The organism is Sorangium sp. So ce1335 (assembly GCF_051521615.1).
Lineage (GTDB): Bacteria > Myxococcota_A > Polyangia > Polyangiales > Polyangiaceae > Sorangium.
The window spans coordinates 3498733-3511671 of sequence record NZ_CP150363.1; the positions used below are offsets into that span (position 1 = coordinate 3498733).

Here is a 12939-nt window from a genome sequence, read left to right on the forward strand (position 1 = left end):
CTCTATACGAGCCTCGTCTCCGGCGAAAAGAGGGCGCTGAGGGGCGCTCGCGTCCAGTGGCTGTGAGAGTTTCTACGCCATCGCGAACGCCGACGCGCCGCTCCACACGCGCGTCCGCTCTGAAAGCAGGCGCCCGTGGCGCACACGGTAGAAGCGAAGCGGAGATGGGCCGTCAACGAGGGCCTGAGCGCAGAAGATGCGAGGCGGCGCGCCGGCGCGCACGGGGGCGTCATTTTCGCGGTGTGTATGGCCGTGGATCACGTGGAGGTGGTCGTGCTCTCGGAGCAGCGCCATGAGGTCGGCGCTGTTGATGAGCCCGTCCAGCCATTGCATCGCGCCGAGGGGATGGCGGAACGGCGAATGGTGCTGGGCGAGCACGAGCGCGTTGCCCGAGCGCCGCGTCTCGGCGGCCAGCGAGGCGAGCTGCGAGAGCTCGTGCGCCGCGATCGCGCCCGCCGAGCGCGTCACCGGCTGCGTCATGGCCGTCGACACCGCGGCAACGACGGTCCCGGGGAGGGAGACCACCGTGCCTGGCCCGCTCGTCGCCGCGAAGGGGCGCAGGCAGCCGCGGAGCGCGCGCGCCCAGGCGTCGCTGCCGGTGTACGCGTCGTGATTGCCAGGCACCAGCGTGACGCGCGATGGGTCCCAGCCGCTCTCCGCCAGCACGGCGGCGAGCACCTCGAACTGCGCGGGGGTCCCGTCCTCCGTCAGGTCGCCGGTGAGCACCAGGTGGTCCGCCCCGCTCCGCCGCGCCTCGACCAGCGCTGTCAGCGCGCGACGGCGGCGTTGCGTCGCGTCGATGGGGCGGCCGAAGCTCAGGTAACGAAGCCGCCACCGCGCGGCGCCGCGGCGTCGGTCGTGATCCGCCTCGAGGAGATGAAAATCCGTGAGGTGCGCGATCGTGGTCATCGACTTCATCGTGACATGGAGCCCACGTCGTTCCCGCGACATCGACGCGAGCTCTCGGCGACGCGATCCGCCCCTCCGAGAGGCGCTCACGCGCGGACGCACCCAGACGGGTCTCGATCGGACACCCGTCCTCCCTGCGCGGCGAGGCGGCGCGCTGTGGCGGCGTTAACGCGCGGCGCTAGGGCGCAGGCCTGGCGCTCTCCGGGACGGGGAGATCGCCCGTGGTGACGCGATCGCGCTCCTCGTTGCCATCGAAGGTGTTGTCCTCGGCCACCGTGGGCGCGTGCGCGCCCTGCACGACCAGGCCGAACCGGTTGCCGGTGGCGCGGGATTTCGCGAGCGCGCCGTCGCTGTCGTCGAATAGCAGCCCGGCGCGCGCGCAGCCCTCCACCTCGACCGAGCTCACCTGCGCCGTCGAGCGCAGGACCAGGAGGCCGTCGCCCATGTCCGTCACGGTTTCCCGCTGTCCCTCGTCGCTCAGGAGGGAGAGCGTTCCGCCCTCGACGCCCCGGAGGAGCGTCTCCTCCACCCGGCTCGGCGAGGACAGCAGCAGCATGCCCGACGCGCGGCTCTCCAGCACCGCCGACCGCCGGACGGCGACGCTCGCTGCCCCGCCGCTCAGCAGGCCGACGCCGCCCGTGCCGTCGCGCTCCTCCGGCCGGGCGCGCTCGATGAGGCTGCCGTCGAGCTCCACATCGGCGCCCTGGGAGACCGCGACCCCGGCGACATGGGCCTCCAGGACATAGGTCGACGCCAGCGTGGCGCGCGCGCCCTCCACGAGCACGCCGGCGGCGCGATCCCGGTGGAGAGGGCTCGCGCGCGTGCCCGCGACCACCACGCCCTTCGCCGAGAGCTCCCCGCCCGAGACGAGCAGGCCGACGTCGCCGGCCCCGCGCACGAGGCTCGACGACAGCGAGAGCGTTCCGCCCCGCTGCTCGACCGCGATTCCGAGGTGATCCTGCGCAGCGGCCTCGCCCTGGAAGAGGTTGTTGTAGGCGTCGACCTTCGTGTCCGCGTCGGTGATGAGGAGCTGCGCGTCGCACGCGCCCGACATCACGCTGGCGGCGAGCGCCGCGAGGGCGCCCTGCTCCACGACCACGGCGCCGGCCCCCGGGACCGCCTCTGCGGGGGCCGCGATGAGGCTGTGCGCCGCCGCGAGCGACGCGCCGGCGCCCGTGACGAGCAGGCCCGTGCGGTGGTGGACAAGGGCGCTCGCCTCGAGCTTGAGAAGGCCCTCCTCGAGGAGCACGCCGACGCCGTCGCTCGTCCCCGCCTGGGGGGCCGCGGCCTCCAGCAGGTTCCCGTCCGCGACCACCTCCTGCGCCTCGGAGCTGATCCGCAGGTTGACCGTGCCGCCGATCAGCGCGTTGTCCGTGAGCTGCGCCCGCGCCCCGGAGAGGACGAGCACGTTCGTCCAGGGGTCGCCCTCGGCCTCGCCCGACCGCTCGATGAGGCTGCGGGACATGTCGAGGCGCGCGCCCGGCTGCGCGACGACGACGCCGCTGCCGCTCGCGCCCGTGACGCGCACGTCGCGCACCGCCACCGCCGCCGCCTGGACGAGCAGCCCGATCGAGGGGCTGATCACGCTCACGCCGCGGACGCCGGCGCCCTCGACGTCGTGGAGCCAGACCGCGCTGATGTTGCCGCTCGGATCGCTCTGCTCGCCCCGGAGCGTGACCCGGGAGGCGCACCGCCCGACGATCTCGATCGGCTTCGTGACCTCGACCGGCTCGTCGTACTCGCCCTCGGCCAGGATGACGCGCCCGCCCGCCTCGACCGCCACCAGCGCCTCGGCGATCGTCGCGAACGGCCGCTCCCGCGATCCGGCGCCGTCCCCACCCGCGTACCCGGGATCGACATGGATATCGCCGGGCGCCGCGACGACGGCTCCCCACGGACCCTCGCCGCAGCCGTCCGGCCCGTCGATGGATACACACCCCTCCTGCGGGAGCGCGAACGTCCCTTCGGCGCACCGGGTCATCGTCGGATGACAGACCCCGTCCGCCACGAACTCCGCCGCACAGCCGGGGATCCCGGCCTCGACGCAGCCCTCATCGTGCTTCGGGATTGTCCCGGGCGAGCACCGATCGAGCGCGGGACGACAGAGGCCGTCATCCCCGATGAAGTCGCCGACGCAGCCCTGAATCCCCACCGGGACACAGCCGCTCGATCCGATGAGCTGTCCCGGAAGACACGTGAGCCCGCCGTCGTCCGGAAGGGCGCTGTACGACGGGAGATCGGTGCTCTCGCAGCCGAGGAGCGAGGCAGCGCACAGGCCGGCAGGGAGAGAAGTGGAGAGACGACGGAGCGCCGAGAGTCCAAGCTTTGCGCGCGACACCCAAGCAACGTAGCAGATCGCTCCACGCGCATGCCGAGCGCGCGCGCTTTTCCACGTCGCTCCTCGCCGCTCGAGGCCGGACATTCAGAGGCGTGACCCGGACAGCCGCACGTCGGCGCGCGCCCACGCGCGCTCGAAGCGCTCGTGTGCGGCGTCGGCGTCCTCTTCCCTGCCCTGTGCGCGGAGGCTCTGCTCGAGGCCCGAGAGCGACCAGCCATTGTGGGGGTTTCGCCGCAGATCTTCCCGGTACACGGCCTCGGCCTCGCGCGGGCGACCGGCCTTGAGGAGCGCCGCGCCGAGCGTGTGACGTACCGGCTCGGGCCAGTCCGGCGGCTCGAAATAGCGCAGTGTGTCCTCGACGCGCGCCGCCTCCTCCAGCATGCGGATGGCGGCGCCGGTCTCGCCGCGCTCCGAAGCGATCTGGCTCTCCAGCAGGAGCGCCGCGATCTCGAGCAGGTCCTTCGCGCGGTTCATTCCGATCGTCACGTCGGTGGCGCCCTCGGACGACAGCGCCCGCAGCGCCGCCGCCTCGCGCGCGGCGTCGTCGGGGCGCCCCTTCGAAGCGAGCGCGCGGCCGCGCGCGTAGCGCCATATCCCCGTCGTGTACCGCTGCTCGGGCGGCGGCGCCGGCTCCGCGAGGACGTCGTCCCACCGGGCGAACCGGACGAGCGCGAACAGCGGCGCAGGCCGGAACATCTCGAGCATCGGCATGTGCCGCACGTGCCCGTCCGTCACCTCGGCGACGACCTCGCGGGCGGCGCGCAACGCGACGGCGCCGCGCCCCTCCATGCCCGCGGAGACCGAGAGGAAGTGGAGGTTATGGGGGAAATACATCATCGGATAGATGCCCTCCGGGCGCTGCTCGCGGATGTACCGGCGATCGACCTCGGCGGCGCGCTCGTTCGCGTCGGAGGCGTCCGCATAGCCGCCGACCCGGAAGAAGATGTGCGACGGCATGTGCACGAGGTGCCCGGCGCCGGGGGCGAGGCCGCCGAGCCGCTCGGCGCTCGGCAACGCCCGCTCCGGCGCGGGCGACGCCTCGACCGCGTGGATGTAATAGTGATTCGCGCCCGTGTGCTCGGGGTCGCGCCGGAGGACGCTCTCCAGCGTGAGGACGATCTCCTCGGTCCTGGGCTGCGGCCGGCCGTCGAGCGCCCAGAGATCCCACGGGCGCAGATCCATGAGCGCCTCGGCGAAGAGGACGCTGGCGTCGAGATCGTCGGGGTAGCGGCGGGCGAGCTCGCGCATCGCGTCCGCGTAGGCGCGGTCGAGAGCGCTCCGGTCGCCGCCCGGGTCGGCGGCGTGGCGCGTCGCCAGCGCCTCGATGTACGCGCGCTCGCGCTCGCTCGCGGTCCCGGCGAGCGCGCGCGCCTCCTCGACGGCCTCGAAGGCGGCCCGCTCCCGCGCCGGATCGGCCGGCAGGTTGATGTTGGGGCCGAGCGTGAGCGCGACGCCCCAGCGGGCCATCGCCAGACCGGGATCGCGGCGCGCGGCCTCCTCGAACGCCCTCCTCGCCTCGTCGTGGTTGAACGCATAGACGAGCCTCAGCCCCTGATCGAAATAGCGTTGCGCGAGCTGCGATGAGGTCGTGACGGGGTGATGGATTGCGCCGATGTCGCCGAAGAGGGGGACGACCTCGGCGTCGGGCGCGCCCGGGGTCTCCGGGCCGGGAGGCGGCTCCGCTCCGGGCGAGGAGGGGCGTGGCTCCCCGCCGCACGCGGCGAGGGCCGCGCAGGACCAGAGAAGGGGCAGGGTGAAGAGCGCGCGTCGAGCTGTCATGGGCACCTCTCTGGAGCTCGGATCCGCGAGCTCCGACGGTCCGGCATCCCCTCGCGGGGTCGCTTTGCCTCGGGCGCCGCCCTCCGGCGTGAACGCGGAGGCCGGGCCGAGCGAGGGCCATGCACGCGCGGTTCCCGCCGAGCGGGAAGGCAGCGCACAGACGGCGCAGGGTGCGCCCAGGCTGATCGCCGCGCCCGCGCCGCCGGCGCGATGGTCGATGGACGGACGGCGTGACTTGCGGCAACCTCGATCCATGACGACGTGCAGGGATGAAGCTCTCCGCTGGGTTCACCGCTACGCCATCGGCGGGGCCGCGTTCGCCGCGCTTCCGCTCCCGATCTCCACCTCCGCCGGGCTCGTCGCGATCGAGACCCACATGATGTCGATGGTCGGCGCCATCTACGGCGAGACCGTGGGATCCGTGGCCACGACCGCTGCCGGCGGGAGCTTCGCGATCCTCGGGCAAGGGCTCAAATTCCTCGCCACCCGGGCGGTCGGCTTCGTCCCCCTGATCGGACCGGCCATCAAGATGACCATCGCGGGCCTCACCATCGAGGCGATCGGCCACGGTGTCGTGGGGCACTTCGAGCGCAAGTACCCGGGCAAGGTCTTCGAGAAGGCCTGAGCCGTCCGCGCGCGGACGAGGCGGGCCGGCGCGTCGTCCGCGCCGCAGGCCCGCGCCGCGCGCGACGGACCGGCGCGGTGCGCTGAACGCCGCGCGCGGCGCGCAGCGCGGACGACCCGCACCGCGCGCGCTCCGACGACGCGCGGCGCGCAGCGCGGACGACCCGCACCGCGCGCGCTCCGACGAGACGCGCGGCGCTCCCCCGGAGCCGCGCGCCGTCGCATGGCGCGCCGCGCGCCTACCGCGCGCTCTCGATGTGCGTCGGCGCTAGCAGCCGGTGCAGGCGACGGGGCAGGTGCCGTTCACCGGATCCTGGCAGCTCAGGTTCGGCGCGTCGGCGCTGGTGCCGTAGTCGCAGCAGAGCGTGCCGGCGCCGCAGCACGCCTCGCCGCAGCAGATGCCCTCTTCGCAGCCGAACTCGGGGGCGCACGGATCCTTGCACGCGCCCTGGATACAGGCCTGTTCCGGAGCGCAGGGCGCGCCGCACTCGCCGCAGTTGTTCGGGTCGTTGGCGAGGTTCACGCACGTCGGTCCACAGCACGAGAGCCCGTCCTCGCACGTGCACGCCACGCCGCCCGCGCCCCCCTCGCCGCTCGAGGTGGTGGTCGTGACGACGCTCGTGCTCGTCACGGCGTCGCCGCCCGCGCCGCCGCCGGAGGCGCTCGACGCGGTGACGTACGTCGGCAGAAGGCTCACGGCGCCCGGGTCAGCTTCACATCCAGCGACGGCGAACCATGCAGCCAACGACACCAGCGCGATCACCCGATGACAGGGCATGAGCACCTCCAAACCAAGCATGACACTACCACGGAGGGTGACGGCCCCACGAGGGGCATGGAGAACGACGCGACGCGTGCTGCACGCGTCATCGCAGAGTCCGCTGCGCAAAAGCGCGGGCGGCCGCGCCCGCCGGGGCGCGGCCGCGCATGCGACATCAGGGTGTGATGAGCTTGCAGTCCGACAGGAGCCCCGTGTACCAGTCATCGGTCCTGTCGAGCCATGCGCCCTCGCTGGACCAGCGGATGCCGGGCCTCTTCATCTTGCCTTCGACGGTGTAGGTGCACTTCACCGCAAACCGCGCGGACGGGAGCTTGCCAGTGAGCGCGGGCTCGCTCCAGAGGCCGGCAGCGAGAAACTGCACGCGATCGGTCGTCGTGTAAGGGCGGAGCAGCTTCTTGTCGTCCGCGTCCCCCTTGGACCAGCCCTTCGTCGGCGACTCGAACGCGCAGTGGCGCCCGTTGATCTCCTCGGACGACCAGCAGGCGAGATCCTTGATGTCCGACGACACGAGGGTGACCTCGACCTGGGCCTTGTCCCCGGGCTTCCACTTGGGGCCGGAGCTGCCGGGCGTGGGCTCGCGCCCGAAATAGGCGAACGCCGCGGCCAGGCCGCCAATGATGATGAGGAACAGGATCATGCTCTTGCCGAGCGATCCGCCCTGCGGCTGGGCGGCCGCGCGAGGCCGCGCGCCAGCCTTCTTGCCCGCCGGGCGCCGGGCGGCGCCCGCCTGCCTCGCGGGCCGCGACGCCTTCGCAGGCGCCGCTGCGTCCGCACGGGAAGCGGCCCGGCTCCCGCCGTCCCCCTCCGTCGTGGTGTCCTGCGCGTCGGCCTCGTCGGCCGGCGCGTCGTCGTCGAGGCGGTCCTTGTCTTCGGAGCTCGTAGCCATCGCGGCGCTTTATGTACCGGAGCGCGTCCCCGACTCAAGCATTCCGTGGACCGAACGGCAGCGCGCGATCGCCCGTCTCAAGGCGCAGCCCTTGATGTAGGCTGCGTTTCCGATGACGTCCGATGCCAGAAATCCCCGCGCGCGCATCCTCGGCACAGGCCGCGCCCTGCCCGCCGCCCCCGAGAACGCAGCGCCGTCCGACACGCCGCCGGCGGACGGCGCCGCGAGCGACGCGAGCGCGGGCAAAGCGCGGCGCCGCGCCGCGGCCGGCGAGACGACGAGCGACTTGGCGACGAGGGCGGCCAGGGCGGCCCTCGACGCGGCCGGGATCGGGCCGCGCGACCTCGAGATGATCATCCTCGCCACCTCGAGCGGCGACGCGCCGATGCCGGCCACGGCCGTGTACGTCCAGCAGAAGCTCGGCGCGGAGCTCATCCCGTCGTTCGATCTCTCCGCCTCGCTGACGGGATTGCTCTACGGGCTCTCGGTGGCGAACCAGTTCGTCACGGCGGGGACGATGCGGCACGTCCTCGTGATCGGCGCGGACCTGCTCTCGCGCCGCGTGGATCCGCGCGATCGCGCCGCCGCAGCGCTCTTCGGCGACGGCGCCGGCGCGGTCGTGATCGGGCCGGCCGCCGGCGACGGGCGCGGCATCCTCAGCGTCAGCCTCCGCGCCGACGGGAGAAAGGCCGACGTGCTCCAGGTGCCCGGCGGCGGCTCCGCGGAGCCGCTCACCCCGGAGCGGCTCGCCGACCGGCGCCACACCCTGCGCGTGAACCAGCTCGAGCTGCGGCAGGCCGTGGAGGAGCGCCTCGGCGGGCAGGCGCTCGCGGCGCTCGCGACCGCGGGGCTCGCGCCCGCCGACCTCGACTGGGTGATCCCGCACCACGCCGACGCCCACGTCGCCGCGCTCCTCTCCGAGCGCCTCGGCTGCCCGAAGCAGCGCGTGATCGGCGCGCTCGACGGGGGCAGCGCGGCCGGCGCCAGCGCCGGCTCGGTCGCCATCGCGCTCGACGAGGCGCTCCGCGACGGCCGCGTCCAGCCGGGGCACCGCGTGCTCCTGTGCGCGCTCGGCGGCGGCCTCACGTGGGGCAGCGCCGTCGTCCGCATGTGATCCGGCGCGGCGCGGCCACCTCATCACGGGCGCGCGGCGACATTACAAAGCGACGATGAGCCGTGCGCTCCGCCGCTGGCGCGCCGGGCCGGCCCTCGAGCCCGGGGCGAGCGCCCCGGCGAGCGGCCGCTCGCTCGGAGGCGCCCGAGGTCGCGGCGCCGCGCCTGGGGGGGCACGATGAACGCTGAGGTCGTCGCCGCGGAGAGCGCGTTCCAGGGCCGCTACGAGATCCTCTCGGTCCTGCGCAAGGAAGACCTCGCCACGCTGTACGAGGGGCGGCAGCTCGCCACCGGGCAGCGCGTGGCCATCAAGGTCCTGCGCCCGGGCCTGGACGGCGGCTCCCCGGACGCGGCGCGGCGGCGCGGCGCGCGGTTCCGGCGGGAGATGCGCTTCTGCGCGCAGCTCCACCACCCCCACATCGTCCGGCTCATCGACTCGGGGCAGACGGACGCGGGGCAGCTCTACACGGTCTTCGAGCTCGTTCCAGGGCAGAGCCTGGCCGAGCTGCTCGAGGCCGAGGGCGCGCTGGCGCCGCACGAGGCGCGCCACCTCATGCTGCAGGTCCTCGACGCGCTGAGCTGCGCGCACGGCCGGGGCGTCGTCCACGGGGGCCTGCGGCCGGGCGCGATCGCGATCGTCCCGACGGGGGCGCGGCGGAACGCGCTGGTGCTCGACTTCGGCATCGGCGCGGCGGTCACGGGCGCGCGGGGGGACGGGGACGAGACGCCCGCGAGCGTCGCGCCGGTGTACGCGGCGCCCGAGCAGCGCCGCGGGTTCCCGCCGACGGCGCGGTCGGATCTGTACGCCTGGGGGATCGTCTTCCTCGAGTGCCTCACCGGCAGGCCCGCGGCGACGGGCGGGGCGGGGCCGGTCGGGGCGCCCGGGCCGGAGCGACCGCCGCCGGTCCGGATCCCGCCGGCGCTCGTCGGGCACCCGCTCGGGGCGCTCCTCCGGCGGACGATCCTCGAGGATCTCGGGGCGCGTTCCGTGACGGCAGAGAGCCTGCTGCGCGAGCTCGAGGCGTGCAGCACGGTCGGGCTTCGCCGCGAGGACCTGATCGGGCCCGCCGCTCCTCCTGCGCCGCTCCGCCCGGGCGGCGCGGCAGGAGCGGCGCAGGCGAACCGGAGCGCGATCGAGCCGACCGAGGAGGTGCCGTGGGCGTCGTGGGCCGCGGCGCCGCGGGTGCCCGGATCGTCGATGGCGGGCGCGGCGCGCGAGGACGCGGCGTGGCCCGGGACGCTCGTGCGGCCGGGGGCGAGCGGCGCGGAGCCGGGGGCGAGCGGCGCGGAGCCCGCGGCGAGCGGCGCGGAGCCGGGGGCGAGCGAAGCCGCGCCGCCGGCGCGGTCGCGGGAGGCCGAGCGGCGGCCGCTCACCGCCGTGTGTTGCGTGGTGACCGCGGCGGGGCCGGGGATCGCGGCGATGGAGGTCGACGAGGTCGACGAGCTCTTCGGCGAGGCGCAGGAGCTCTGCGCCGAGGTCGCGCGCCGGCACCGCGGGCGCGTCGCGGGCGCGCTTGGCGACCAGGTGCTCCTCCACTTCGGCTTCCCGGTGGCCCAGGAGGACGACGCCCGGCGCGCCGCCCGCGCGGCGCTGGAGATCGCGGCGAGGATCCGCGCGCGGAGCGCTCGCCTGGCGGCGGAGCGCGGGATCGCGCTCGACGTCCGCGCGGGCATCCACACCGGGGTCGTCGTCGCGCGGGAGGGGCAGCAGCACCTCCAGCACCTCGGGATGACGCTGCAGACCGCGGCGCGGCTCGGCGCGCTGGCGGCCCCGGGCGCCGTCGTGGCCAGCGGCGACACGCACAGGCTCCTCCGCGGCGCGTTCGACCTCGAGGGGACCGAGCTCCGGGTGAGCCTGGGGAGCGCGCGCGCCGTCCCTGTCTACCGGGTGCGGGAGGAGCTCCCCCGCGAGGCGCCCGAGCGGCCCGGCCCGGGCGGCGAGGCGGCGCCGCTGTTCGGCAGGGAGCAGGAGCTCGCCCTCCTGATCCAGCGCTGGGAGCAGATCCGGAAGGGCGCGGGGCAGAGCGCGCTCGTGACCGGCGGGCCGGGCATCGGCAAGTCGCGGCTCGCGATGGAGCTCGTCCGCCGGCTGCGCCTCGGGCCGCGCGACTGGCTCGAGTGCCGCTGCACGAACGACCGCCGGCACAGCGCGCTCCACCCCGTGGTCGACCTGCTCGAGCGGCTCCTCGAGCCGGAAGCCGACGACACCTCCCGGAGCAGGCTGGAGCGGCTCGAGGCGCTGCTGGCGGAGTATCCGTTCCATCTGCCGGACGCGGTGCCGGTGCTCGCGGCGCTGCTGTCCATCCCGCTCGGGGATCGCTACGCGCCGCCCCTCGACCCGCCGCAGCGACAGAAGGAGCGGACAATTGCGACGCTACTGTCCTTGCTCTTCGAGAGGGCGGAGAGGCGGCCCGTGCTGCTCGTTGTGGAGGATCTGCACTGGGCCGATCCGGTGACGCTCGAGTGGCTGGGGGCCCTCGTGGCGGAGGTCTCGTCGGCGCGCGTGCTGGCGCTGATGACGGCGCGGCCGGAGTTCGCGCCGCCGTGGCCGACGTCGGCGATGCTGCAGATCCAGCTCGGCCGCCTGGATCGCGCGCACGTCGAGGCGATGGCCGCGGAGATCGCGGGCGGGAGGGCGCTGCCCGGCGAGGTGCTGGAGCAGATCGCGCGACGGGCCGACGGCGTGCCGCTCTTCATCGAGGAGCTGACGCGGATGGTGCTGGAGTCGGGGGCGCTGCGGGACGAGGGCGGCCGCTACGCGCTGGCGGAGCCGCTGTGCGAGGTCGCGATCCCGACGACGCTGCGAGGGCTGCTCATGGCGCGGCTCGACCGGCTGGGGCGGGCGAAGGAGACGGCGCAGGCCGCGGCGGTGCTCGGCCGGGAGTTCAGCGAGGAGGTGCTCGGCGCGGTGAGCCCGCTCGGCGCAAAGGCGGTGGGGGAGGATCTCGAGCGGCTGGTCGCGGCGGACCTGCTCCACCGCAGGCACCGAGCGCGGTCCGCGGTGTACGTGTTCCGGCACGCGCTGCTGCGGGACGCGGCGTACGAGTCGCTGCCGCGGCGCACGCGGCAGCAGGCGCACGCGCGGAGCGCGCGGGCGATCGAGGAGCGCTTCCCGGAGATCGCGGAGGCGCGGCCGGAGCTCCTCTCGTGGCACCACGCGTCCGCGGGGCAGATGCGGCAGGCGATCGCGTACGCGGAGCGCGCTGCCGAGCGCGCGCTGGAGCGGCCTGCCGGGCGCGCCGACGAGACGGAGGCCGTCACGCACCTCCACAGCGCGCTCGGGTGGCTGTCGGCGCTCCCGGAGGGCCGGGAGCGCGCCATGACCGAGCTGCGGCTGAACAACCTGCTCATCCTGGCGCTGCTCGAGCGACGAGGGTACATGAACCCGGAGCTCATCGCGGCGGTGAGGCGCTGCGAGGAGCTGAACGAGTCTCTGGGAGACAGCCCTCTGACGACGCCGACGCTGGGGGCGATGTTCGTGTACCACCATGTCCGGAGTCCCCGCCACGAGGCGCGGGCCGTGGCGGATCGGCTCGTCGCGTCAGCAGAGCGATCCGGAGATAACGCTCAGCTCGTCTGGTCGCTGCCTCTGCTCGGGCAGTGCCTCTGGATCGAGGGCAAGCTCTCGGAGGCTCGCGTTCACCTGGAGCGCGTCCTCGCGCTGTATCGCCCCGAGGCGCACGGCGGACAGGTGTTCGTCTACGGGCTGGATGCAAGGATTTACGCCGAGATCACGCTCTCGATCGTGCTCTGTCTCATGGGCTACCCGAGAGAGGCGCTCGCGCGCGGTGAGGCTGCTGCGGCCTGGGCTTACCAGCTGCAGCACTTCACCAGCATCGGAATGGCGCAGCTCTACAGGCTCATGCTGTATCACCATTGCCGGATGCGCGCGAACCTCGCCACGGACAGCCGTGAGCTCACCGAGATGGTGGACCGGGAGAGGCTCTGGTTCAGAGATTATTGCTGGACCCTTCGCCGCTGGGTAGAAGGGGATCTGGATCGGATGATGGAGCATGTGGACGCGCTCCGCAGCTCCGGCCTCTTGCTGGGTATGACGTACTACCCGTCCCTGGAGGCGGAGCTGATGGCCGAGCGCGCGCAGCACGGTGCCGCCATCGAGCGGTTCGATGACTGCTTGCGTACCGCCGAGCGAATGGGCGAGATGTACTACGTTCCGGAGCTCTACCGCCTCAAGGCTGCCTCCGTGCTCGCCCGCGACCCGCGCGCGAGGGAGGGCGAGGAGTGCCTGCAGCAGGCAATGATGCACGCCCGTGCGCAGGGGGCACGGCTGCCTGAGCTCCGCTCGACGCTCGCGCTCTGCCGCGTGCTGCTGGGGCAACGCAGGAACGATGAGGCGCTCGTGCTCCTGAGCGAGCTCGACCGCTGGCCAGCCGAGTACGCCGCAATGCCCGAGATCGCAGAGTCCCGGGGTCTGCTTCGAGAGATCTCGGGTGAGCCGCGCGGCGCGTGATGCGGCGAGACGAAGCCTTACGGCGCTGCGGCCGCCGC

At 74.0% G+C, this 12939-nt stretch carries 8 protein-coding genes; 3 read left to right on the top strand and 5 right to left on the bottom strand.

Annotated elements, in window-relative coordinates; all coding sequences use genetic code 11:
* Nucleotides 1-72: 72 nt before the first annotated feature.
* The 3 genes from WMF24_RS13140 to WMF24_RS13150 form a co-directional block, all read right to left on the bottom strand.
* On the bottom strand, nt 73-918 hold the full coding sequence (locus WMF24_RS13140) for a metallophosphoesterase family protein (RefSeq protein ID WP_437736727.1): 846 nt from the start codon (nt 916-918) through the stop codon (nt 73-75).
* A gap of 169 nt (nt 919-1087) precedes the next feature.
* A complete protein-coding gene (locus tag WMF24_RS13145; RefSeq protein ID WP_437736728.1) occupies nt 1088-3247 on the bottom strand; it encodes a DUF1565 domain-containing protein in 2160 nt (719 codons plus the stop codon).
* A gap of 84 nt (nt 3248-3331) precedes the next feature.
* Nucleotides 3332-5026 (bottom strand): tetratricopeptide repeat protein, encoded by a 1695-nt coding sequence (locus tag WMF24_RS13150; RefSeq protein ID WP_437736729.1) that lies wholly within the window; start codon nt 5024-5026, stop codon nt 3332-3334.
* Between the two features lie 253 nt (nt 5027-5279).
* Between WMF24_RS13150 and WMF24_RS13155 the strand changes: the two genes are divergently transcribed.
* Entirely contained in the window at nt 5280-5651 is a 372-nt protein-coding gene (locus WMF24_RS13155) for a hypothetical protein (protein ID WP_437736730.1), read from the top strand.
* A gap of 267 nt (nt 5652-5918) precedes the next feature.
* On the opposite strand, the gene WMF24_RS13160 is transcribed toward WMF24_RS13155, so the two are convergent.
* Both WMF24_RS13160 and WMF24_RS13165 read right to left on the bottom strand, forming a co-directional pair.
* Nucleotides 5919-6428 (bottom strand): hypothetical protein, encoded by a 510-nt coding sequence (locus WMF24_RS13160; RefSeq protein ID WP_437736731.1) that lies wholly within the window; start codon nt 6426-6428, stop codon nt 5919-5921.
* Nucleotides 6429-6585: 157 nt separating this feature from the next.
* Nucleotides 6586-7317: a hypothetical protein gene (locus tag WMF24_RS13165; protein WP_437736732.1), complete on the bottom strand. Its 732-nt coding sequence runs from the start codon at nt 7315-7317 to the stop codon at nt 6586-6588.
* Nucleotides 7318-7429: 112 nt separating this feature from the next.
* On the opposite strand from WMF24_RS13165, the gene WMF24_RS13170 reads away from it, so the two are divergent.
* Entirely contained in the window at nt 7430-8431 is a 1002-nt protein-coding gene (locus tag WMF24_RS13170; RefSeq protein WP_437736733.1) for a 3-oxoacyl-ACP synthase III family protein, read from the top strand.
* A gap of 177 nt (nt 8432-8608) precedes the next feature.
* Nucleotides 8609-12901 (top strand): TOMM system kinase/cyclase fusion protein, encoded by a 4293-nt coding sequence (locus tag WMF24_RS13175; RefSeq protein ID WP_437736734.1) that lies wholly within the window; start codon nt 8609-8611, stop codon nt 12899-12901.
* The last annotated feature ends 38 nt before the right edge of the window (nt 12902-12939 follow it).